The sequence below is a fragment of the Pseudomonas sp. D1-36 genome, assembly GCF_051132205.1.
Classification (GTDB): domain Bacteria; phylum Pseudomonadota; class Gammaproteobacteria; order Pseudomonadales; family Pseudomonadaceae; genus Aquipseudomonas.
Genome location: NZ_CP071674.1, coordinates 3,048,115 through 3,069,329 on the forward strand (window position 1 = coordinate 3,048,115; position 21,215 = coordinate 3,069,329).

22 protein-coding genes are annotated in these 21,215 nt (G+C 60.4%); 13 read left to right on the forward strand and 9 right to left on the reverse strand.

Annotated elements, in window-relative coordinates; all coding sequences use genetic code 11:
- The first annotated feature begins 31 nt into the window (after window positions 1-31).
- From J3P76_RS13495 to J3P76_RS13535, 9 genes are all read left to right on the forward strand, one after another.
- The gene (locus J3P76_RS13495; protein ID WP_434563908.1) at window positions 32-1,666 is read left to right on the forward strand and encodes a methyl-accepting chemotaxis protein; all 1,635 of its coding nucleotides are present in this window, start codon (window positions 32-34) and stop codon (window positions 1,664-1,666) included.
- 235 nt (window positions 1,667-1,901) lie between these two features.
- Window positions 1,902-2,465 carry a nicotinamide riboside transporter PnuC gene (pnuC, locus tag J3P76_RS13500; protein WP_420766843.1) on the forward strand — a complete coding sequence of 188 codons (564 nt, stop codon included), beginning with the start codon at window positions 1,902-1,904 and terminating at the stop codon, window positions 2,463-2,465.
- Window positions 2,462-2,986 (forward strand): AAA family ATPase, encoded by a 525-nt coding sequence (locus tag J3P76_RS13505; protein ID WP_420766842.1) that lies wholly within the window; start codon window positions 2,462-2,464, stop codon window positions 2,984-2,986. Before pnuC ends, J3P76_RS13505 begins: the two co-directional genes overlap by 4 nt.
- 306 nt (window positions 2,987-3,292) lie before the next feature.
- Window positions 3,293-3,739 (forward strand): hypothetical protein, encoded by a 447-nt coding sequence (locus J3P76_RS13510; RefSeq protein ID WP_420766841.1) that lies wholly within the window; start codon window positions 3,293-3,295, stop codon window positions 3,737-3,739.
- A 1-nt stretch (window position 3,740) separates the two neighbouring features.
- A complete protein-coding gene (locus J3P76_RS13515; protein ID WP_434611267.1) occupies window positions 3,741-4,316 on the forward strand; it encodes an adhesin in 576 nt (191 codons plus the stop codon).
- A 60-nt stretch (window positions 4,317-4,376) separates the two neighbouring features.
- Window positions 4,377-5,354, forward strand: a complete 978-nt coding sequence (locus J3P76_RS13520; RefSeq protein WP_420766839.1) for a heme utilization protein — start codon at window positions 4,377-4,379, stop codon at window positions 5,352-5,354.
- Between the two features lie 77 nt (window positions 5,355-5,431).
- Window positions 5,432-6,112, forward strand: coding sequence for a C39 family peptidase (locus J3P76_RS13525; protein ID WP_420766838.1), 681 nt, complete (start codon window positions 5,432-5,434; stop codon window positions 6,110-6,112).
- 57 nt (window positions 6,113-6,169) lie between these two features.
- Window positions 6,170-6,916, forward strand: coding sequence for a hypothetical protein (locus J3P76_RS13530; protein WP_434700845.1), 747 nt, complete (start codon window positions 6,170-6,172; stop codon window positions 6,914-6,916).
- Between the two features lie 46 nt (window positions 6,917-6,962).
- Window positions 6,963-8,246: a hypothetical protein gene (locus tag J3P76_RS13535; protein ID WP_434563902.1), complete on the forward strand. Its 1,284-nt coding sequence runs from the start codon at window positions 6,963-6,965 to the stop codon at window positions 8,244-8,246.
- A 286-nt stretch (window positions 8,247-8,532) separates the two neighbouring features.
- Here J3P76_RS13535 and J3P76_RS13540 read toward each other — a convergent pair whose 3' ends face one another.
- Window positions 8,533-9,858, reverse strand: a complete 1,326-nt coding sequence (locus J3P76_RS13540) for a sigma-54 dependent transcriptional regulator (protein ID WP_420766835.1) — start codon at window positions 9,856-9,858, stop codon at window positions 8,533-8,535.
- Window positions 9,859-10,201: 343 nt separating this feature from the next.
- Here J3P76_RS13540 and J3P76_RS13545 point away from each other — a divergent pair, with 343 nt between their 5' ends.
- A complete protein-coding gene (locus J3P76_RS13545) occupies window positions 10,202-10,468 on the forward strand; it encodes a hypothetical protein (protein WP_030142711.1) in 267 nt (88 codons plus the stop codon).
- Between the two features lie 113 nt (window positions 10,469-10,581).
- Here the strand turns inward: J3P76_RS13545 and nhaA are convergent, their stop codons facing one another.
- The 4 genes from nhaA to gnd all read right to left on the reverse strand — a co-directional run bounded on the left by nhaA (window position 10,582) and on the right by gnd (window position 15,250).
- Entirely contained in the window at window positions 10,582-11,727 is a 1,146-nt protein-coding gene (gene nhaA / locus J3P76_RS13550; RefSeq protein WP_434611264.1) for a Na+/H+ antiporter NhaA, read from the reverse strand.
- Between the two features lie 207 nt (window positions 11,728-11,934).
- Entirely contained in the window at window positions 11,935-12,756 is an 822-nt protein-coding gene (locus J3P76_RS13555) for an HAD family hydrolase (protein ID WP_434611262.1), read from the reverse strand.
- Entirely contained in the window at window positions 12,753-14,273 is a 1,521-nt protein-coding gene (zwf, locus tag J3P76_RS13560; RefSeq protein ID WP_434611260.1) for a glucose-6-phosphate dehydrogenase, read from the reverse strand. The genes J3P76_RS13555 and zwf overlap by 4 nt, the downstream gene beginning before the upstream one ends.
- Window positions 14,270-15,250 carry a phosphogluconate dehydrogenase (NAD(+)-dependent, decarboxylating) gene (gnd, locus tag J3P76_RS13565; RefSeq protein ID WP_434628506.1) on the reverse strand — a complete coding sequence of 327 codons (981 nt, stop codon included), beginning with the start codon at window positions 15,248-15,250 and terminating at the stop codon, window positions 14,270-14,272. The genes zwf and gnd overlap by 4 nt, the downstream gene beginning before the upstream one ends.
- A 273-nt stretch (window positions 15,251-15,523) precedes the next feature.
- On the opposite strand from gnd, the gene J3P76_RS13570 reads away from it, so the two are divergent.
- Both J3P76_RS13570 and J3P76_RS13575 read left to right on the forward strand, forming a co-directional pair.
- Window positions 15,524-15,697, forward strand: coding sequence for a DUF6026 family protein (locus J3P76_RS13570; protein ID WP_196304772.1), 174 nt, complete (start codon window positions 15,524-15,526; stop codon window positions 15,695-15,697).
- A 270-nt stretch (window positions 15,698-15,967) separates the two neighbouring features.
- Entirely contained in the window at window positions 15,968-17,707 is a 1,740-nt protein-coding gene (locus J3P76_RS13575) for a phosphoethanolamine transferase CptA (protein WP_434628503.1), read from the forward strand.
- A gap of 16 nt (window positions 17,708-17,723) precedes the next feature.
- On the opposite strand, the gene J3P76_RS13580 is transcribed toward J3P76_RS13575, so the two are convergent.
- The 4 genes from J3P76_RS13580 to J3P76_RS13595 form a co-directional block, all read right to left on the reverse strand.
- Window positions 17,724-18,218: a GNAT family N-acetyltransferase gene (locus J3P76_RS13580; protein ID WP_420766829.1), complete on the reverse strand. Its 495-nt coding sequence runs from the start codon at window positions 18,216-18,218 to the stop codon at window positions 17,724-17,726.
- A gap of 54 nt (window positions 18,219-18,272) precedes the next feature.
- Entirely contained in the window at window positions 18,273-19,394 is a 1,122-nt protein-coding gene (gene zapE / locus J3P76_RS13585) for a cell division protein ZapE (RefSeq protein ID WP_434611255.1), read from the reverse strand.
- A gap of 93 nt (window positions 19,395-19,487) precedes the next feature.
- Window positions 19,488-19,829, reverse strand: a complete 342-nt coding sequence (locus J3P76_RS13590) for a nuclear transport factor 2 family protein (protein WP_434611252.1) — start codon at window positions 19,827-19,829, stop codon at window positions 19,488-19,490.
- A gap of 51 nt (window positions 19,830-19,880) precedes the next feature.
- Complete coding sequence (locus J3P76_RS13595) at window positions 19,881-20,597, reverse strand: helix-turn-helix transcriptional regulator (RefSeq protein ID WP_434611249.1); 717 nt, start codon at window positions 20,595-20,597, stop codon at window positions 19,881-19,883.
- Window positions 20,598-20,744: 147 nt separating this feature from the next.
- Between J3P76_RS13595 and J3P76_RS13600 the strand changes: the two genes are divergently transcribed.
- Complete coding sequence (locus tag J3P76_RS13600; RefSeq protein ID WP_434563890.1) at window positions 20,745-21,215, forward strand: LEA type 2 family protein; 471 nt, start codon at window positions 20,745-20,747, stop codon at window positions 21,213-21,215.

Consider the following 21,215-nt stretch of genomic DNA (forward strand, 5'->3'; position numbering starts at 1 on the left):
ATGACAAGAATAAGAACCGGAGTGACAGCGTATGAATAGCTTGCGCAGTGTATCGATCAGCCGACGCTTGTGGCTCATCCTGGTCGTGGCCATCGTGATGTTGTTCACGCTGGGCGCGTTTATGCTCAAGCAGATCCACACGGACCTGTATCAGGCCAAGGTGCAGAAGACCCAACACGTGGTCCAGACCGCCAGCGGTGTGTTGAGCTACTACCATGGCCTGGAAACCGCCGGCACGCTGACGCGCGATGCGGCGCAGAAGCAGGCCCTCAGCGCCGTCCGCGGGCTGCGCTATGACCAGAACGACTACTTCTGGATCAACGACCTGACGCCGGTCATGGTCATGCACCCCACCAATCCCAAACTCGAAGGCCAGAACCTCTCGGCGATCCGCGACCCCAACGGGTTTGCGCTGTTCAACGAGATGGTCACCATCGCCAAGGCCAAGGGCGCCGGGATGGTCGACTACCTCTGGCCCAAGCCGGGCGCCGACGCGCCGGTCGGCAAGACGTCATACGTCAAACTGTTCGAACCGTGGGGCTGGATCATTGGCTCCGGTGTGTATGTGGATGACGTCCAGGCAGAATTCCAGTCCCAGGTGATCAAGGCCGCGTTGATCGGTTTGGCGATTACCTTGGTCATGGGCCTGCTGCTGACGCTGATCGTGCGCAGCATCGTCCGTCCGCTTCAGGACACCGTCAACGCCATGGCCAACATCGCCAGCGGTGAAAGCGACCTGACCCGCACCCTCGACACCCACGGTCAGGACGAAGTCACCCAGTTGGCGCGACACTTCAACGCCTTTACCGCAAAACTGCGGCAAGTCGTGGGCCAGTTGCAGAGCTCTGCCAGCGCGCTGGGGCAATCATCCAGCGAACTGGGCAACGACGCCGCGCAGGCGCAGCAGCGCAGCCAGCAGCAATCCCAACAGATGGAACTGGTGGCGACCGCCATCAACGAAGTGACCTATGGCGTGCAGGACGTCGCCAAGAACGCTGAACATGCCGCCAGCGAAATGCGCGACGCCGAATCCCAGGCCCAGCAAGGCCAGGTCAACATCGACGGCAGCCTGCAACAGATCGACCGGCTTTCGCAGACCATCGACCAGGCCGTGGAAGTGATCCGCACCCTGGCGAGTGAAAGCACCCAGATCGGCAGCGTGCTGGAGGTGATTCGCTCCATCGCCGAACAAACCAACCTGCTGGCGCTCAACGCCGCGATCGAAGCCGCCCGCGCCGGCGAACAAGGCCGCGGCTTTGCCGTGGTGGCCGACGAAGTGCGTCTGCTGGCCCAGCGCACGCAGAAATCCACGGCGGAAATCCAGGCCATGATCGAACGCCTGCAAAACCACTCCGAAGCCGCGGTGAAAGTCATCAGCGACAGCAGCCGGGCCTCGCAGTTGACCATCGAACAAGCGGGCCTGGCCGGTGCCAGCCTCAACGCCATCGGCCAAGCCTTGCGCAACCTCAACAGCCTGAACGCTTCCATCGCCAGCGCCACTCTTCAACAGGCCCATGTGGTGGAAGACATCAACCAGAACGTCACCCAGGCCGCCGGCCTCTCCCACAGCACCGCCGTGGCCGCCGAGCAGTCGAGCCTGGCGAGCGCGCGCCTGAAAGACTTGAGCGAACAGCTGAACGGGTTGCTCAAGCAGTTCCGGGTCTGAGATGCATCCTGCTCGCGATGCGCTAGCACATCCAACATGGATGCCAGCTGACCCGGCGCCATCGCGAGCAAGCTCGCTCCCACAGGGTTGCGAGATGATCTGGAGTGCGGATTTACACCGTAATCCCTTGTGAGCTTGCTCGCGATAGCGCCAAGGCTTTCAGCGCTGAAGTTGGAGCTCTGCGCCCCATAGCGTTTACAATCCCCGCCCTCTCCGACTTCCCCAAGGAATCGCCATGTCCGGGCTTGAACTGTTTGCCGCAGCCCTCGGCGTGATCGCTGTCTGGTTGACCGTCAAGCAGAACCCCTGGTGCTGGCCGATCGGCCTGGTCATGGTGCTGCTGTACAGCTGGATTTTCTTCGAAGTGAAGCTTTATTCCGACATGTTGTTGCAGGTGGTCTACGCGGTTCTGCAGCTGTATGGCTGGTGGCAGTGGACCCGCGCCGGGCGCGATCACGAGGGACGCCAGGTCACTCGCCTGGGCGCGCCGTCGGTGTGGCTCGGCCTTGCCATCGGTGCGGCGGGTAGCTTGATGTTGGGCGGTGCGATGGCCCATTGGACCGACGCCGCGCAACCCTGGCTCGACGCGGCGCTCACCGGGTTCAGCTTGGTTGCCCAGTGGTGGATGGCACAGAAACGCGTGCAGTGCTGGCCGTTGTGGATTGTCCTCGACGTGACTTTCGTGGGTTTGTTCATCTACAAGGATCTGTACCTGACCGCCGCCCTTTACGCCCTGTTTACCCTGCTGGCGGTGCAAGGCTGGCGGGAATGGCGTGCCGACCCGGCGCTGCGCACATGAAGGTGGTGGTGCTGACCGGTCCGGAATCCAGCGGCAAGAGCTGGTTGGCGGCCCAGTTGCAGACTTATTTCGGCGGCGTGCGGGTGGATGAATACGTGCGCCACTTCATGGAACAGACCCAACGCGAGACGTCCCTGGACGACATTACCGCTATCGCCACGGGGCAACTGGCCTGGGAAGATGCGGCCCGGGCGCGACAACCGGCCTTGTTGATCCTCGACACGCACCTGTTGAGCAATATCCTCTGGAGCCAGACGCTGTTCGGCGACTGCCCGGCCTGGCTCGAACCGGCCCTGCTGGCACGCCATTACGACTTACACCTGCTCCTCAGCCCCGAACAGGTCGAATGGATCGGCGACGGTTTGCGCTGTCAGCCTGCCCTCGCCGAACGGGTGATTTTTTTTGATGCCATTGAAGACTGGCTGGTTCGCCACCGGCAACCCTTCCTGAAAATCGAAGGTGACTGGGCGCAGCGCCGCGAGCAAGTTCTGGCTGCCGTCTCCCGGTTGCTCCAAGCGTGATGTTTCATCCCTGATACATCCCGCTCTCGCCAAACGCGGATCCACCGCCGCCTCAAGGGTTTGGCAGCCTGACTGTCAAGTCACTGATACACCTTCTTCCAACCCCGGTTCTGGGGCCAAACAGTGGCCTGTGGCCGGTAGCCCGTCGGCAGGCATGTTTCATCGATGAAACAGATTGCCTGACGCTCGCCTGGTCATTCCCGCAACTTACTGAAAACCCGCGCTTTTCGAAATCCGGCACAACACCTGCTCCGCTCCTTCGCAACGCTGACTAGGGCCAGCGCCAAGTGCAGAAGGAACGAAGTCATGGGGACTATCAACACAAGCTTGACCTGTCTGTTGCTGTTCGGCTGCGCCACCGCGGCAACGCTCAGCCTGCCGGCACAAGCCGAGGGCAACGGCGTCATCGTACTCGACCGTGACGTGCAGCCCGTCCATATCGGTCGCAACGGCGGCAAAGACCCCTACCCGACCACCGTCAACGCCAACCCTTCCGATCGGATCAACCAGGCAACCGCGAGCACTGAGCTCAGCGACGGCGAATTCGCCGGCATTGCCAGCGGCTCGACGATCCGCAACACGGTCAATCCGAATACCGGCGTGCAAGGCCTCAACGTGGTGACCAATCCCAACGGCATGCCGGGCATGAGCGCTGGACACGGTGGCGGTAGCGGCGGCGCCATTTCCGGCACCATCAACCGCTCGCTGAGTTCCGGCCTGGCCCCATTGGGCCGCTTGGCGGGAGGCCAGTGAGATGAATTCGACTTGGCTCCTGATCGCGCTGCTCGGCTCATCCGCCGTGCTCGCCGATCCAGGCGTGGCGGTGAGCCATGCCGATCTGCAGAACTCCGGCAGTCGCTATACCGGCAACCTCAATGTCAACCAGGCGGCCGGGGACCGGACCCAACAGACCAACACCCGGGCCATTGCCATTGGCACCGACGCCCAGGCGACCACCGTCGTGCGGCAACGCCTCGACACGCCGGCCAGTGCATCGATGAACGCAAGCGCGCGCATTGGTGGCAGCTCATTCACCAACGGCAACGGCGTGCTGGGCGTCAACCAGTCCGCCGGCGCCAACAACCAGATGGCCAATGTCATGCGGGTGAGCATCAGTGCCCGCCCGCAAAGCATGGACGACAGCGCCCTGTCTCAACAGAACGTGGCGCTGGTACCGAACTCCGGAGCAACTGACACCCCAACCGGCAGCCGCCAGGTCGCAACGAGCGACCAGGCTTTCACCGGCAGCCGAGGGGTTATCCAGGTGCATCAGAGTGCCGGGGTGGGGAACCGCATGGCTAACACCCTGAGCATCCGGGTCGCTGACTGACCCGGCGCAGCGCATAAGAAAGTACCGACACTTAACCAACGACACGCAAGGAGAAACACCATGAAACCCACAATGGCGCTCAAACCATTGGTTTTCGCTCTCGCCGCTGTCATGGCAATGGCTGCACAGGCTGACGGAAACGGTCACGGCAATGGTCATGGCAACGGCCATGGCAACCACGGCCCTAAAGGGCCAACGCTGGAACAACTGCTCTCCATCAGCGCCGGCGCTGGGGCCACGGTGCTGGATGTGCAGAACAGTGACGGCAACGAAGTGACCAACCAGGCGACCCGAAACACCGCCGAGGCCACTGATTCCCTCAATGGCAGCAACGGCAACATGGGCGCCAACATCGCCGCCGGGGATGGCAACCAGCAGGACAATGCCGCCGCACTGGCCACCGCCGATGAAAGCTTCATCTTCGGCTCGGCTGTCGCCATGTCCAGCGCCACGCAAGTCAATAACAACAACTACGTCAAGAACAACTCCACGCTGAACAACGCGTCGCTCACCAACGCGGGCAACAACGGCTCCGGCAACATCGGCATCAACGTGACCGCCGGCAACTTCAACCAGCAGAAAAACAACCTGGCCATCGCTGTGTCGGGCGGCCGGGTGGCTCAAGCCGCTGCGTCGGCTGACCAGTCTTCCACCGGCCTGGTGGTCGACAACAAAGGCGTGAAGAAAAACGAGGTTGTCACCCTTACCAACAGCTACGAGGCTTCTGGCACCTTCAAGGCCAAAGGCAACGGTACCGTCGAAGATGACGGCGGCTGGGGCAACAGAGGCGGTTACGGTGGCGGTCACGACGACGACAAGTTCAAGTTCTCCGCCGTCGGCACCTTCGAACTGGCCGGCAGCAACACCCAACAAGTGTTGACCCGCGACGGCTGGAAAAACCCTGTGATCAACAACGCAACCATGACCAACTCCATGAACGGCTTCTCCGGCAACGGCGGCGCCAACGTGTCGGCGGGCGTGGGCAATCAGCAGAGCAACTCGCTGTCGATTGCTGCGGGTTGCAAGGCCTGCATGTAAAAAAAGCTTCCCTGTGGCAGCGGGCCCTGCTCGCTCCCACAGGGGGCTTTTCCCGATATCCACTAGGCGTATCGATCATGCGTGCGAGAGCGCTTTGCCTGTGTCTATGCTTTGCCTGCGCGAGCGAAGCCGCGCAGATGCCCGTTGCCGCCCTGCCTGGCGGCATGCTCGTCTACAAACCGGTGCAGAGCGTGCGCGAACGCAAGTTCAGCGACATCGTCGAGCAGAAAACCGACTTCAGCTGCGGTGCCGCCGCACTGGCCACCGTGTTGCGCCAGGCCTATTGGCTCGACGTGGATGAAGAACAGGTTATCAAGGGCATGCTGGTCAATGCCGACCACGACCTGGTTCGTACCCAGGGCTTCTCCATGCTGGACATGAAACGCTACGTCGAAACCATCGGCATGCGCGCCCGGGGCTATCGGATACCGCCGGAGAAACTTTCCGCGGTGACGATTCCAGTCGTGGTCCTGATGGATATACGCGGCTACAAGCACTTCGTGGTACTGCAGCGATCCGACAAGCAATGGGTCTACATCGCTGACCCGGTGCTGGGGCACAAACGCTACGCCCATGACGAATTCGTCAAAGGCTGGAACGGCATCGTCTTCGCCATCGTCGGCCCCGGCTACGACAAGACCAACGCGTTGCGCAGCCCACCGCAACCCCTGACGGCACGCAACAAACTGGACGGCTTCAACCCGGTCAAGGACGCGGAACTAATGGATTTCGGCTTCATTCAGAGCGATTTTTTCTAATCGCCGGACAACTGCCAATAAAAATACAAAAGGAGCAGGAAGCTCCGGGAGCAACACATGAAAACCTCATACTGGCTCACGCTGGCCTGCCTGGCCGCAACGACGTCGGGTCTTGCCCACGCCGGTTTCAACCCCATCGAAGTCAAGGATCAGGAACTCGCCGAGCTTCGGGGTCGTTATGTCATGCCTGGGCGAGTCATCAGCTTTGGCATCGTCATGAGCAGCACCTGGCGGAACGCCAGTGGCGACGTGATCGGCGCGTCAAGCTCCATGCAGATCCAGGCCTCGACGGTCAAACCGCAGTTCTATGTGTCCACCATCAAGCAGACCGGCAACGGCAGCGTCCCGGAACAGGGCAACGGCACGGTCACCGGCGGCGCCGGCCTGGGCTCGGGCCAGGGCGTGACCCAAAGCGTGCGAGCCGCGGGTGACGGCAACACGGCCTATAACAACGTCAGCATCAACGTGAAGGAAAGCAGCCACGCCCCTGCCCTGGCCCCCTCGCAAGGCCAACTGTTGACCAAGGGCCAGACCATCAGCGGCAGCAACGCCGCCGGCAGCGTCGCTGTCACCGCGACCGGCAGCGGCGTGCAGATGGCGATCCAGGCCAACCATAACCAGGGCAATACCCTGCAGCAGGTGGCCCAAGGTGGCTTGTTGCAGAACACCCGCCTGCTGGGTAACAGCAACCTGGTCAACAACATGACCCAGCTCAATGTCGTGCTGAACAACAATGGCCCCAGCACCGGAGCCCTGGACTGCAACCTTACGCAGCTGCGCGGCCTTCGAAACCTCGGATATTGATCTACGCTGATCTCCAATCATTGGGCAAATAGGGACGGCATATTTCATGTATCGATCCGTATCGTTGCGCGCTGTGATGTGTTTAAGCACGATGTTCCCGGCAACTCTGGTGCAAGCTGCACCGGACTCGGACATCGAGGCCCTGAAACAAGAACTTCTAGAGCTCAAGCAACGGTACGAGGTCCAGCAAAAAGCCCTGGCGGTCCTCGAACAACGCGTCCGCCAGGTGGAAGACCAACCCACCGCCCCGCCGCCCAAGCGCCTGGCTAAATCCCCGGCCGACATGAAAGGCAACCAGGGCGTGGCGGGCAGCGGCGCGGCCAGTTCAGGAGGCAGCGGTTACGGACAGTCCCTGGCCGACGATTCGCAGCCGGCCCAGAGCGTCTCCAACCTCTACGATGAGGCCAGCGGCTTCTTCGGCGGCGGAAAATTCAGCTTCGAAACCGGCGTGACTTATTCGCGCTACGACACGCGACAGCTGATCCTCAATGGTTTTCTGGCCCTGGATTCGATTTTCCTGGGCAATATCAACCTCGATCGGATCAAGGCCGACACCTGGACGCTGGACCTCACCGGTCGCTACAACTTCGACAACCGCTGGCAGTTCGACCTCAATGTGCCGGTGATCTATCGCGAATCAACCTACCAGTCCGGTGGCGCCAATCAAGGGGCCGCCGGGGTGACCAGCGAAGAAACCGTCACCCGCGACCCGACCATCGGCGACGTGAATTTCGGCATCGCCTACAAATTCATGGATGAATCGGTCAGCAGCCCGGATGCCGTGGTGACTCTTCGCGTCAAGGCACCCACCGGCAAGGATCCGTTTGGCATCAAGCTGCGCCAGTCCCAGGCCAACACCAACCTGTTCGTTCCCGAAGACTTGCCCACGGGCAACGGCGTCTGGTCGATCACCCCGGGCATCTCCCTGGTCAAGACGTTCGATCCGGCCGTGCTGTTCGGCAGCCTTTCCTACACCCACAATTTCGAAGAATCCTTCGACGACATCAGCTCGACCGTCAACCAGGAGGTGCCTGGCAAGGTGCGGATCGGCGACAGCTTCCAGATCGGCGCGGGTATCGCCTTTGCCCTGAACGAGAAAATGAGCATGTCGTTTTCGGTCTCCGACTTGATCCAGAAGAAAAGCAAGCTCAAGCAGGACGGCGGGGATTGGGAATCGGTGGTGTCCAGCGACGCCAACGCGGGCTACTTCAACATCGGCATGACCCTGGCCGCCAGCGACAACCTGACCATCGTGCCCAACCTGTCCATCGGGCTGACCGACGACGCACCGGATTTCACCTTCAGCCTGAAATTCCCGTATTACTTCTGATGCAAAGGCTGATCATGCAATCGACAACTGAGGGAGATCACAGCCTTGCGCATTAGCCAGGTCGGCGAATCCTGGTGATGGAGATTGCTGGCTTCGATGGCGACATTTACTGGCGCGGGCAATCCCAGTACAAAATCTCGAATGTCATCGCGAGCAAGCTCGCTCCCACAAGTATCGTGGGGGCGTCCTACCGGTCGGTTGTGGGGGCTGGAAGCGACGGACGTATTTGGCCTGATCGAACGACGCGGTCTGGAAAGCTGACTCCCCACTGTGGGAGCGAGGCCGTTCAGCGAATCTGGTGCTTGTGCAGCAGCCGATAGAACGTCGGACGCGACACGCCCAGCACACGGGCCGCCACGCTCAGGTTGTCGCTGTGGCGATTGAGCACGTCGCTCAAGGCCTGGCGTTCGGCGCGGGTCTTGTAGTCTTCCAGAGTACCCATCGGGGCGACGACGCCCTGATGGCTGGCCAGGCCCAGGTCCCGGGCTTCGATCTGTCGCCCTTCCGCCAGTACCAGGCCGCGACGGACGCGGTTGGCCAGCTCGCGCACGTTGCCGGGCCAGTCGTGCATCCCCATCGCCACTAATGCGTCCTCGCTGAAACTGCGAGGTCGGCGACCGGTTTCGTGACTGTAGAAATGGGAAAAATGGCTCGCCAGCATCGCCAAGTCGCCATGACGCTCCCGCAACGGCGCCATCACGACTTGCAGAACGTTCAAGCGATAGTACAGATCCTCTCGGAAACGCCGGAGCTCGATGGCCGCTTCCAAGTCCACATGTGTCGCCGCCAACACCCTGACATCAACGGCAATCGGCTGGCTGCCACCGACTCGCTCGATGTGTTTTTCCTGGAGGAATCGCAGCAGATTGGCCTGCAATTCCAGCGGCAAGTCACCAATTTCGTCGAGGAACAACGTGCCACCGTGGGCGGCTTCGATCCGTCCGATCTTGCGTTGATGGGCGCCGGTGAAGGCGCCCTTCTCGTGGCCAAAGAGCTCGGACTGGATCAGATGCTCCGGGATCGCGCCACAATTGATCGCAATGAACGGTTTGTTACGCCGATGAGACTGGCAATGCAGGGTGCGCGCCACCAACTCCTTGCCGGTGCCGCTCTCGCCGCGAATCAGTACGGGCGATTCAGCCGGCGCCAGTTTGCTTAGTAACTTGCGCAGCTCGCGAATTGGCTTGCTGTCGCCCAGCAGCTCGTGTTCAGGCTGATCGATGTGGACAGAGCCCTGCCCCCGCAACCGCGCCATGCCGAACGCCCGCCCCAGCGTCACCTGGACCCGGGACACATCGAACGGCAGGGTGTGGAAGTCAAAGAACCATTCGCAGACAAAATCCCCGACGTTCTGCAGGCGCAGCACTTCCTGGCTGAGCACGGCGATCCATTCAGTCCCGCTGCGGCTGATCAGTTCCTTGACCGCTTCCGGCCGCTCCAGATGGAAGGGCTGCAAGCGCAAGAGGCCGACGTCACAGCTCCGGTCGCTGGCATGCTCAAGGGAACAGCTGTCGACATCCCAGCCGATGGCGCGCAAGCCTGGCATCAGGCGATGGCAATCATCACAAGGGTCAACCACGAGAAGGCGACGCAACGCACTGGCTTCGATCATGACTGATCCTTGGCGCCAAAATTAAGGAAATATGATTAGAAACAGGCGTTTGGCGAACCTGCATGTAACAGTAGCAAGAGGTTGACACTTGCTTGTATCGATTAGTTATCAAGTCGACCACAAACCGGTTATAAGAAATGCGCTTCGTTAGTTTCCGCGCGTCGAATCTTTCACCACGCTTTCAAACAAAAGCCGAAAAGCCTGGTCTGAAAGAAAATCGAAATTTATTCAAAGATTGTGTGACCTGGTCCCGGGTTCGGGACATCAGTACAAGTAACCCGCCGCACGGTATGCCCAACCGACGGCACATCATTTGATTGGGCACCCTTGAGAGATAAACGCCATGAACGCCCCGCTCCGTATCAACGAAGCTCTTTTGATTGCCGACCGCGCATTCCGTCCTTTCCAATGCGTGGCCTGGGCCCCACAAGACGGTAACGGCGAACTGAGCCTGACCGTCATTGACCGCACCAATACCCATATCGGTCGTACCCAGATTCCAAGTAGCGCCTACACCGACCCGGCGCAACTTGCCGACCTGTTGAAACAGGCCCGTGCCGAACTGAGCCAGGAAGGCTACAAACTTCAATCCTGGTCGATGCCGGAATAACTTCCCCAAGAAATACCGGTTCTTTTTCAGAACCAAAAAAACGGCGCTTTCCATTTCTGGATAAGCGCCGTTTTTTTATAGGTGAGATCAAGCCGTTCGGCGGTCTTCTTCTTTCAAGCCTTGGAAGTGGCGCAAAACCGCAACACCAGAATGCCCGCAAGTGCAGCCAATGTAGAACCAGCCAATACGCCAACCTTCACTTCATCGATCAACAACTGCGCACCGGGGAACGCCAGGTTGCCGATAAACAAGCTCATCGTGAACCCGATCCCGCACAACAACGCCACGCCATATACTTGCCGCCACGAACTGTGGGTCGGCATTTGCGCCAGCCCGGCCTTGATCGCCACCAGCGCGAAGGTGAAGACGCCGAGCTGTTTGCCCAGCAACAGTCCCGCGGCGACCCCCAACGGCACGGGATCCAGCAGATTGCTCAATGACACACCCGCCAGGGAGACGCCGGCATTGGCAAAACCGAAGATCGGCATGATGAGAAAAGCGACCCACGGCGATAACCGTCGTTCAAGCTTGAGGGATGGGGAATCCTCTGCTGGGGCGTCTTTGTTCAGCGGGATGCAAAAGGCAAGTGCGACCCCCGCCAGCGTTGCGTGTACACCGGATTTTAGAACCAGCACCCACAACACCAAACCCAGCGCCAGATAGGGCAACAGTCTGGTTACCCCGGCCTTGTTCATGACCAGCAACACTGCAATCACCCCAGCGGAAGCCGCAAGCATGGTCACGTCCAGGCCGCTGGTATAGAACATGGCAATGATAGCGACCGCGCCCAGGTCATCCAGAATGGCAAGGGCTGAGAGGAAGACCTTGAGAGACATCGGCACTCGGTTGCCCAGCAACGAGAGCACACCCAGCGCAAATGCAATGTCGGTTGCTGCGGGGATGGCCCAACCCGCCAACGTTTCAGAAGAATGCCTATTGACCCAGGCGTAGATAAGCGCGGGGACAATCATGCCCCCCAGGGCGGCAAAACCCGGCAGTGCCCTCTGGCTCCATTTGGCGAGTTCGCCAATCTGCATCTCACGCTTGATCTCGAGGCCTACCAATAGAAAAAATATCGCCATCAGCGCATCGTTGACCCAGTGTTCAACAGACATACCCAGAAAAGAGGCATGCAGTACGCTGGTATAAGTGGTGAACAGTGGGCTGTTAGCCACGATCAGCGCGGCGAGCGCCGAAAACATGAGCACGATGCCGCCCGAGGACTCCGATTGCATGAAGCGTTCCAGTGGCGTGGCCATGCGCGTATCACCGCCCTGAGTTGAGCTATTCCCCATTGTTTCCTCCCATAATCCGATCAGCGTCGGATTCTACCCAATACTCAAGCCAGCGGGGCAGTTGTCTTACAACTTGATGGAAACAAATTTCAGGCTCGGGAAAAAACGGCGGCTGGCAAGCATGACCACCATAAGAAAGAGCCCGCCCAATCATCCGGGATGGAAGGGAAGTCACCGCGGCAGGATGTACCGCTCGATCGCTAACGCCGCACCGTCCTCGGTGTTGGCTGCGGTGACCACGTCAGCCTGGCGCTTGATCGCCTCTTCGGCCTGCCCCATCGCAATTGAAAGCCCCGCGCGGTGGAACATCGCCGGGTCGTTGCCACCGTCCCCCATCGCGGCGGTCTGCTCCAGCGGCACGCCGAGGAACTCGGCCAGGGTCGACAGCGCCTCCCCCTTGTTCGCCTTCATCGCGGTCACGTCCAGATAGATCGGTTGCGAACGCGATACCTGGGCCTGGCCATTGAGCAGTGGGTGCAAGCGCGCCTCCAGCTCCACCAGCAAGTCTGTGTTGGCGCTTGTCGCAACGATCTTGTCAATGCGCTCCAGATAGGGTTCGAAACTGTCCACTTCGACAGGCGGATAACCCAGGCCACGGGTTTCCACCGGCACCATGGGCCCATTGGCGTCGCGCACCAGCCAATCGCCGTCGGCAAACACCCAGACCTCGATGCCGGGCTGATCGGCGTACAAGGCCAGGGTGGCCAGCGCCGCCTCGGGCGGCAGGTAATGCACGGCCAGGAAGGTGCCGTCCGGATGCACCAGCGTACCGCCGTTGAACGCTGCTGTCGGCAGGTCGACGCCCAGCGCCTCGATCTGCTGCAACATTGCCCGTGGCGGCCGTCCGGTGGCGAGGCTGAACAACACGCCGGCCTCGCGCAACGAGCGGACGGCGGCGATGGTGCGCTGGCTGAGGCTGTGATCAGGCAGCAGTAAGGTGCCGTCCATATCACTAAGCAGGAAGCGGATGGGGCGTTTCAGCTGATTACTCATCCGAGGCCATGCCAGACGCGACCGTCGCGAGTCAGCAGATCATCAGCGGCCGCCGGGCCGTCCTCCCCGGCCTTGTACGGCTGCACCGTTGCGTCTTCTCGCCACGCGTCGAGGAACGGCTGCACCGCGCGCCAGCCGTTTTCGATGTTGTCGGCGCGCTGGAACAACGTCTGGTCGCCTGTCAGGCAATCGTAGATCAGGGTTTCGTAACCCGTGGACGGCTGCATTTCGAAGAAATCCTTGTAGGCAAAACCCAGTTCGATATTCGCCATTTCGAGGGCCGGCCCGGGCCGCTTGGCCAACAGGTCGAACCACATGCCTTCGTTAGGCTGGATCTGGATTCTCAAGTAGGTAGGTTGCAATTCGTCGACTTCAGTGTCACGGAACTGAGCGTAAGGCGCCGGTTTGAAGCAGATAACGATTTCCGTGTCGCGCACGCTCATGCGCTTGCCGGTGCGCAGGTAGAACGGCACGCCGACCCACCGCCAGTTATCGATCATGACTTTCAGGGCGACGTAGGTTTCGGTGCTGCTGTCGGGCGCGACGTTGGTTTCCTCGCGGTAACCCTTCACTGCGTTGCCGCCTACTTCCCCGGCCGTGTATTGGCCACGTACCGAATTGGCGCGCGCCTGTTCCACCGACCAGGGGCGGATCGCCCCCACCACCTTGGCCTTCTCGCCGCGCACCGCGTCGGCACCGAAAGCGGCCGGCGGTTCCATGGCGACCATCGCCAGCAATTGGAACAAGTGGTTGGGCACCATGTCCCGCAGGGCGCCGGTGTGCTCATAAAAACTGCCACGGGTTTCGACGCCAACGGTTTCGGCGGCGGTGATCTGCACGTGGTCGATGTAGTGGTTGTTCCAGAACGCCTCGAACAAGCTGTTGGAGAAACGGCTGACCAGAATGTTCTGTACCGTCTCCTTGCCCAGGTAATGGTCGATCCGATAGATCTGCTTTTCGCCCATGACCTTTAGCAGGCAGGCATTGAGCGCCTCGGCGGTGTGCAGGTCGGAGCCGAACGGCTTCTCGATCACCACGCGCCGGAAGGCGTCATCCTGCTCTTGAAGCAGCCCGGCCGCGCCAAGGCGGCGGACCACTTCACTGAAAAAACGTGGCGCGGTCGCCAGATAGAAAACCGCATTGCCAGTGCCGCTGGCGGCGATTTTCGCCGCCAGCGCTTCGTAGGTGCTGTCATCGAGGAAGTCACCTTGGACGTAACTGATGCCTTGGGCCAGCCTGGCCCACAGCGTCGGATCGAGCGCGCGGTCGGGATCGCCGCCCTTGCTCGCCGCTTCGCTACGAATGAAATCTTCGAGCTTTTTTGCAAAATCCACATCGCTGATGGCATTGTGGTCAACACCAACGATCTGCAGGCCATCCCCCAACAGCCCGTCACGGCTGAGGTGGTAAAGCGCCGGCATGAGCAAGCGCTTGACCAGGTCTCCATGGGCACCGAACAGGAACAGCGTGGTCGGTGGCGCAGGTTGAGCCTTGGACTTCCTGCCGATCGAGGTCATTTTTTCGTAGTCTCCACATGGCCGCCGAAGCCAAAGCGCATGGCCGAGAGCATCTTGTCGCCATAGGTCGCCTGCTGACGGGAGCGGAAACGGGCAAACAGCGAACTGGACAGTACCGGCACCGGCACCGCTTGCTCGATGGCGGCCTCGATGGTCCAGCGCCCTTCCCCACTGTCGGCCACTTCGCCGGAAAAGCCATCCAGCTTCGGATCGCTGGCCAATGCATCGGCGGTCAGGTCCAACAGCCAGGACGACACCACGCTGCCACGACGCCAGACTTCGGCGATGTCGGCCAGGTTCAGGTCGAAGCGCTGTTCAGGCGGCAGGCTTTCGCTGGATTTTGTCTTGAGGATGTCGAAGCCCTCGGCGAACGCTTGCATCATTCCGTATTCGATGCCGTTGTGGATCATCTTGACGAAGTGCCCAGATCCGGCCGGGCCCGCATGGATATAGCCTCGTTCGGCGCGATCGTCGTCGGACTTGCGGTCACGGGTGCGTGGAATATCGCCCATGCCTGGCGCGAGGCTTTCAAACAGCGGGTCCAGGCGACGAACGACGTCGGCGTCGCCACCGATCATCATGCAGTAACCGCGCTCGAGCCCCCAGACGCCACCGGAGGTGCCGACATCAATGTAGTTCAAGCCTTTTTCCGACAGCGTCTGGGCGCGGCGGATGTCGTCCTTGTAATACGTGTTACCGCCATCGATGACCACGTCGCCCGGCTCCAGCAGTTCGCTGAGCACGTTGATGGTGTCCTCGGTGGGTGCGCCGGCCGGCAGCATGACCCAGACCGCCCGAGGCTTTTGCAGCCCGGCGACCAGCGCCGACAGGTCCGCGACCCCCGTCGCGCCTTCCTGGCTCAGGTTTTCGACGAAAGCGGCATTGCGGTCATAAACAACGGTGGTGTGCCCATTGAGCATCAGGCGCCGTGCAATATTGCCGCCCATGCGGCCCAGTCCGATGATCCCGAGTTGCATGTGCTGATGCTCCCTACTACAAATTAAGGTGTGTCAAAGGTTTAGCTCAAGGTGACTTGTGGAGGTTAGTCCAGAGCATTGCCGCATAGTTTCCGGGTAAATCGCCCGATCACAAAGGATAACGTTCAATAACCCGCCGAAGACACGTCGACCATGAAAAATAAAAAAGTTCCATCAACGGGCAAAAGTATTCAGAATTGGTGCCGATAAAGAATTGTCGCCAAGAAACTGACGACATCTCTCTAGTTGATGTAGCCATTTGCGAGGTGAGCAATGGGCCCTGTCGTTACCGCACGTCCTCCTCAGACCCTTTACGTGACCATTCGTCGCGACGAACTACGCCTGCTGAAAGAAGAGCGTGATTTGCTGCTTGATGAAGTGACGCAGTTGCGCTTGCAGTTGCAACACGCACAGCTTCCTTACCAGAGCCAGGCTTTGGCTCGCTGATTCTGGCCCAGGCGGCACGTGGCACCGGGCGAGCCGGTGTCACACTGACAAACACTCCCAATTACCCTTTGTGGCGATCGAGCTTGCTCCATCGCCACAAAGCCGTTCCCGCCAAACCAGCGGAACCGGACGCCATGATTCGCCTGCAAAAAACTCACGAAGTTTTCACACCACCCTCGCAATACTCCTGCGCTGACAAATAGTTACGACGCATACTGCCGGCGCCAGATCGGTGCCAGTGGACCCCGTCGGCAAAAGCTGGAGCGCTTGATGAGTGTGTTCAAACGCAGCAAAACGACTGCGAAAAGTTTCGATTGGGCCGGGTTCGGCTGGCTTTTTCTGTTCTTCTGGTATTTTTCCGGCATTACCCAATTGCTTATCCTGGCAAGCGATACCTCAGGTTTCACCGGGTTTCGCCAAGCCTTCGTCATGAGTGCGTTCTGGCTGGCGCCGCTGCTGCTGTTTCCGGCTCGCACGCGCCTGCTCGCCGCGGCGATCGGCGTGGTGCTGTGGGCATGCTCGATGGCCAGCCTGGGCTATTTCTTTATTTACCAGCAGGAATTTTCCCAAAGCGTCATCTTCATCATGTTCGAGTCGAACGTGAACGAAGCCGGCGAATACATGACCCAGTATTTCGCTTGGTGGATGGTGCCGGCGTTCCTTGCACACACCCTGGTTGGCTATTTCCTCTGGACACGCCTGCGCCCGGTCTATTTGCCCCGGGGCCAGGCGATGATCGCCGCCGGCCTGATCGTCGTTGCCGTCGTCGGTTACCCGTTGGTCAAGCAGACCCTGCGTACTGGCACGCTTGCCGGCGGTCTGGAGAAATTCGAGGATCGCATCGAGCCGGCCGTGCCCTGGCAGATGCTGGTGGCTTATCGTCGCTACGGTGAACAGCTGGAAAACATGCAAGGCATGCTTCACAGCACCAGCAAGATCGCGCCCCTGCGCAACCTCAAAGACAGCGCGGCCAACCAGCCCGCGACCCTGGTGCTGGTGATCGGCGAATCCACCAATCGCCAGCGCATGAGCCTGTATGGCTATCCGAGGGAAACGACGCCGGAGCTGGACAAGCTCAAGGATCAACTCGCGGTATTTGACAATGTCATCACCCCGCGGCCCTACACCATCGAAGCCTTGCAGCAGGTGCTGACCTTCGCCGACGAGGAAAGTCCCGACCTCTACCTCAGCACACCGTCACTGGTGAGCATGATGAAACAGGCCGGCTACAAGACGTTCTGGATCACCAACCAGCAGACGATGACCAAGCGCAACACCATGCTCACAACCTTCTCCCAACAGGCCGATGAGCAGGTCTACCTGAACAACAACCGCAACCAGAATGCCGCGCAATACGATGGCGACGTGATCGAGCCGTTCAACAAAGCCCTGGCGGACACCGCGCCACGCAAGCTGATCGTGGTTCACCTGCTCGGCACACACATGAGTTATCAATACCGCTATCCGCCGACCTTCAATAAATTCACCGATCGCCAGGGCGTACCCGCCGGCGTACGTGACGACCAGGTGCCGACCTACAACAGCTACGACAACGCGGTGCTGTACAACGACTTCGTCGTCTCCAGCCTGATCAAGGACTACGCCCGCACCGACCCCAACGGTTTCCTGTTGTACCTGTCGGACCATGGCGAGGACGTCTTCGATTCGCCAGGGCATGACACCCTGGGCCGCAACGAAGGCAAGCCGACCGCGCCGATGTACACCATTCCGTTCATGGCCTGGGCCTCGCCCAAATGGCGCGAAACCCATGACTGGAACTTCACCGGCGACCTGTCACGTCCTTACAGCAGCTCACACCTGATCCACACCTGGGCGGACTTGGCGGGCTTGAACTTCGATGAGCTGGACCGGAGCAAAAGCCTGGTCAGCAATTCGTTCACGGCGCGCCCATTGCTGATCGGCAACCCCTATCAAAGCCAGCATAAGGCGCTGATCGATTTCAGCCTCATGAAACCCAAGGGGCCGGCGGGCCAGGTCGTTTTGAAGTAGCCGAAAAGTCCCGTTGCTACAGGGGTTTGATCCAGAACAACATACGGCCATGGGCCGGGTCGAACATGCCGGCGGCAAAACCGAACTTGGCATAACTGGCCTGGGCCACGGCGTTGCCTTCCAGCACTTCCAGGGTGATCTTGCAGCACCCACGCTGGCGGGCAATATCTTCGACTTTCTGCAACATCTTCTGGCTCAAGCCCAGCCCGCGAAACGCTGGCATCACCGCAACGTCGTGGACGTTCACCAACGGTCGGCAGGCAAACGTCGAGAAACCCTCGAAGCAATTGATCAACCCTGCCGGTTCACCATTTACGAACGCCAGCACACTGAAGGCATGCGCGCGCTTGGCCAGCTCCTGGGGCAAATGCGCAAGCACTTCGGCCGGTAGCGAATGGCCGCCACCCATCGGATCCTCGGCATAGCCGTTGAGCACGTGGCAAATCGCTTCGGCATGGATCGGATTGCTGTAGCTGGCTTGCAATACAAGGATTTCCTTGGCTTCTTCCATGATCTTCCATCTCGTTTTCGGTATGGCCGGCGGCTTGGCCGCGGCGGGATCCGGTCAGGCGAGCTGACCGAAACGTTGCAATTGCATTTCCTGGAGGCGACTGAGAGTACGGCGAAACGGGAATTGCAGATAGCCCTCCGTGTACAACTGGTCCATCGGAACCTGGGCCGACAGATACAACGGCACCTTTCGGTCATAACACTCATCGACCAGGGCGATGAACCGACGGACGCCATCGTCGTGTATCGACAGCTGCGGCAACTCGCGGTCGCCGGCCTCGACCCGCTCCACCCCGTCCTCGGTGCCACGGGCGATACGCCCTTCACGCTGTTCGGCGCTCAGGCACGGGACATCGCTGAGAAGGATGGCGCTGAAACGGTCGCACAGCGCCATGAAGTCGACGGCCGAGAACGGTTGTTCGCAGATATCCGGATAGCGGCTCCAGAGCACCTTGTCACAAGCCTTGAGCGCCATGACCTGGCGATGGCCGACTTCGATCGGCTGACTGACAGGTGCCTGCCCCTTGCTCAACCGGTCGAAGACCTCCGCCAAAGGGTCCGCCTGGGCCGGGTCACGCACCCAGTAGCGCTGCTGCAGCGCCCCCGGGTGCTGGCGGTGGTCTTGCCAGCCGTTGACCGGAACTACTTGCATGTAGCGTTTGATGGACGCAATGGTCGGCAGGAATCGCTCCCGGTTATGGCCGCTGGCATAAAGTTCATCCGGCGGCAGGTTGGAGGTGCTGACCACAACCATGCCCAATTCGAACATGACCTGGAACAGGCGGCCAAGAATGATCGCATCGCCGATGTCCGTGACGAACAGCTCGTCGAAGCACAGCACGCGCACTTCTCGGCTCAACTCCCGCGCAAGCGCCTGCAACGGGTCCGGTGTGCCGGTGAGCTGGAACGAGCGCTGATGCACCCAGGCCATGAAATGGTGGAAGTGTTGCCGACGGGCCGGAACCTTGAGGCTTTCATAGAAGCGGTCCATGAGCCACGTCTTGCCGCGCCCGACCGGCCCCCACAGATAGACGCCCTTGATCGACTTGCGGCCCTCATGCAATGCCTTGTGGCATTGCTCAAGGGCCATGATGGCCAACTCCTGGGCTTCATCCTGGACAAAACCATGGTGTTCGATAGCGTGTTGCCAAGCGCTCAAGGGTGAGTCGAAAGTCATACGGCCCGGGTCCGGAAGGCAAAGGTGGGGAGTATGCCATGCGGGGCGATCCCGTGCGTTTCTCCTCAATCGGGTTTACCCAAACCCCACCCTCTAGACAGAAATATCCAACCGGCTGATCTTCCCCTGCTCATCGAGTCGGAAGGTATAGCGCAACTCGAGCGGGCTGCCAGGGAAGGTCCCGGAGATCAGGTTGTGGACCAGCACCTTTCCGGTACGCTGCTGCACGTTGAGCACTTCCACCCGTGGCTGGTAGCGCCGCGCGGTGTCTTCCATCCATTGAGCGATGGCCCGGGTGCCGACCCGATGGTTGCCTTCATCGAACACATTGGCGTCTTCGGCAAAGAAACGCGTCACCGCCGAGCTGTCGCGGGCGTTGGCGGCGGCAATGTAGCCGGCGATGGCCGGCGCCAGGGAAGAGACGGGATTGGACATGTCAGGGCTCCTTGTTTTTTCGTTTCAAGGCCATGCTAAAACAGCGCTGTGTCAGTTTTTGTCAGGAGTGAAACGCCCCGCCTCGTCGAGATTCATCAGCGCAAACCAGGCGCGCAGCCAGTCACTGCGCCTGCCTGGATAACGCTCGCCCTGGACGACGGCCGAGGCAATCCGGTCCGTGCGAAAAGTACGATAGGCGCCACGCAATTCGCACCAGGCCACCACCACTCGAGCCTCATTGAAAAAACCCAGGGCCAGCGGCCAGATCAAGCGCTGGCTCGGGGTCTTGTTCACATCGGCGTAGTCGATATGCAGCTTGGCCTGCGTGCGAATGGCCTGGCGATAGACATTCAGCTCGACAGTGTTTTGCGGATAGCCGTAGCCCGCCGGGCCCGGTAATACGGTGGGGTTGTGCAGCGCATCGCGCAGACCGGGCGCCAGCACCGCCTCGACCTTGGCCAGGGCATCGGCGGCTGCCTTGCCCAGCACCTCGTCGCCGCGCTGGTCGACATAACGCAAACCCAGCACGATGGCCTCGATTTCATCGGCGGTGAACATCAAGGGCGGCAAGAACAGGCCGCTGCGCAGCACATAGCCGATGCCTGCCTCGCCCTGGATCGGTGCGCCGAGGGCCGTGAGTTCGGCGATATCGCGATAAAGCGTGCGCTCGGAGACCTTCAACTCGCCCGCTAATGTCGCAGCCGTGACTGGGCATCGCTTGCCCCGCAAGACTTGCAACAAAGTAAGCAGCCGAGTGGTTCGCGACACGATGATAGGCCCACGAGGAAAGTTGCAGCAGATTAGCAGAGGCTGGTGTCAGAAACTGTCAGTAGGCGACACCGCTTTGACTTGAGCCTCATGGCGAGTGGAATGTTATTGTCCTGTCCCACCCGCCCCAACGCGAGAGCCCCTTTCATGCGCACAATCCGCGGCTTGTCCTTCATTTTGATAGTGCTCAGCCTGAGCGCCTGCGCCCTCTTCCAGCAACGGGATCCGCTGAACATCAATGTGGTCGGTATCGAGCCGTTACCCAGCCAGGGCATGGAACTGCGCTTTGCGGTGAAACTGCGCTTACAGAACCCCAACGAAACCACTATCGAGTACAACGGCGTCGCGCTGGACCTGGAAGTCAACGGCCACACCCTGGCGACGGGGGTCAGTGACCAGAGCGGCTCGATCCCGCGTTTCTCCGAAGGCGTATTGAGCGTGCCGGTGAGCATCTCGGCCTTTTCGGTGCTGCGCCAGACGCTGGGCCTGAGCCAGACCCAGCGCCTGGACAACCTGCCCTATGTACTCAAGGGCAAGCTCGCCGGCGGTGTATTCGGCACGATGCGCTTCGTCGACCGCGGGACCCTTGACTTGCCAGGCGCCTCGGCCACCTGGTGA

Coding starts and splice junctions, on each gene's coding strand:
- J3P76_RS13530 (WP_434700845.1), top strand. CDS start 6,170: ATGAAAACCTCATACTGGCTCACGCTGGCCTGCCTGGCCGCAACGACG.
- J3P76_RS13570 (WP_196304772.1), top strand. CDS start 15,524: ATGGGCCCTGTCGTTACCGCACGTCCTCCTCAGACCCTTTACGTGACC.
- J3P76_RS13515 (WP_434611267.1), top strand. CDS start 3,741: ATGAATTCGACTTGGCTCCTGATCGCGCTGCTCGGCTCATCCGCCGTG.
- J3P76_RS13580 (WP_420766829.1), bottom strand. CDS start 18,218: ATGGAAGAAGCCAAGGAAATCCTTGTATTGCAAGCCAGCTACAGCAAT.
- J3P76_RS13510 (WP_420766841.1), top strand. CDS start 3,293: ATGGGGACTATCAACACAAGCTTGACCTGTCTGTTGCTGTTCGGCTGC.
- J3P76_RS13590 (WP_434611252.1), bottom strand. CDS start 19,829: ATGTCCAATCCCGTCTCTTCCCTGGCGCCGGCCATCGCCGGCTACATT.
- J3P76_RS13535 (WP_434563902.1), top strand. CDS start 6,963: ATGTATCGATCCGTATCGTTGCGCGCTGTGATGTGTTTAAGCACGATG.
- zwf (WP_434611260.1), bottom strand. CDS start 14,273: ATGACCTCGATCGGCAGGAAGTCCAAGGCTCAACCTGCGCCACCGACC.
- gnd (WP_434628506.1), bottom strand. CDS start 15,250: ATGCAACTCGGGATCATCGGACTGGGCCGCATGGGCGGCAATATTGCA.
- nhaA (WP_434611264.1), bottom strand. CDS start 11,727: ATGGCCACGCCACTGGAACGCTTCATGCAATCGGAGTCCTCGGGCGGC.
- J3P76_RS13575 (WP_434628503.1), top strand. CDS start 15,968: ATGAGTGTGTTCAAACGCAGCAAAACGACTGCGAAAAGTTTCGATTGG.
- J3P76_RS13495 (WP_434563908.1), top strand. CDS start 32: ATGAATAGCTTGCGCAGTGTATCGATCAGCCGACGCTTGTGGCTCATC.
- J3P76_RS13505 (WP_420766842.1), top strand. CDS start 2,462: ATGAAGGTGGTGGTGCTGACCGGTCCGGAATCCAGCGGCAAGAGCTGG.
- J3P76_RS13520 (WP_420766839.1), top strand. CDS start 4,377: ATGAAACCCACAATGGCGCTCAAACCATTGGTTTTCGCTCTCGCCGCT.
- J3P76_RS13525 (WP_420766838.1), top strand. CDS start 5,432: ATGCGTGCGAGAGCGCTTTGCCTGTGTCTATGCTTTGCCTGCGCGAGC.
- zapE (WP_434611255.1), bottom strand. CDS start 19,394: ATGACTTTCGACTCACCCTTGAGCGCTTGGCAACACGCTATCGAACAC.
- J3P76_RS13555 (WP_434611262.1), bottom strand. CDS start 12,756: ATGAGTAATCAGCTGAAACGCCCCATCCGCTTCCTGCTTAGTGATATG.
- J3P76_RS13540 (WP_420766835.1), bottom strand. CDS start 9,858: ATGATCGAAGCCAGTGCGTTGCGTCGCCTTCTCGTGGTTGACCCTTGT.
- pnuC (WP_420766843.1), top strand. CDS start 1,902: ATGTCCGGGCTTGAACTGTTTGCCGCAGCCCTCGGCGTGATCGCTGTC.
- J3P76_RS13545 (WP_030142711.1), top strand. CDS start 10,202: ATGAACGCCCCGCTCCGTATCAACGAAGCTCTTTTGATTGCCGACCGC.
- J3P76_RS13600 (WP_434563890.1), top strand. CDS start 20,745: ATGCGCACAATCCGCGGCTTGTCCTTCATTTTGATAGTGCTCAGCCTG.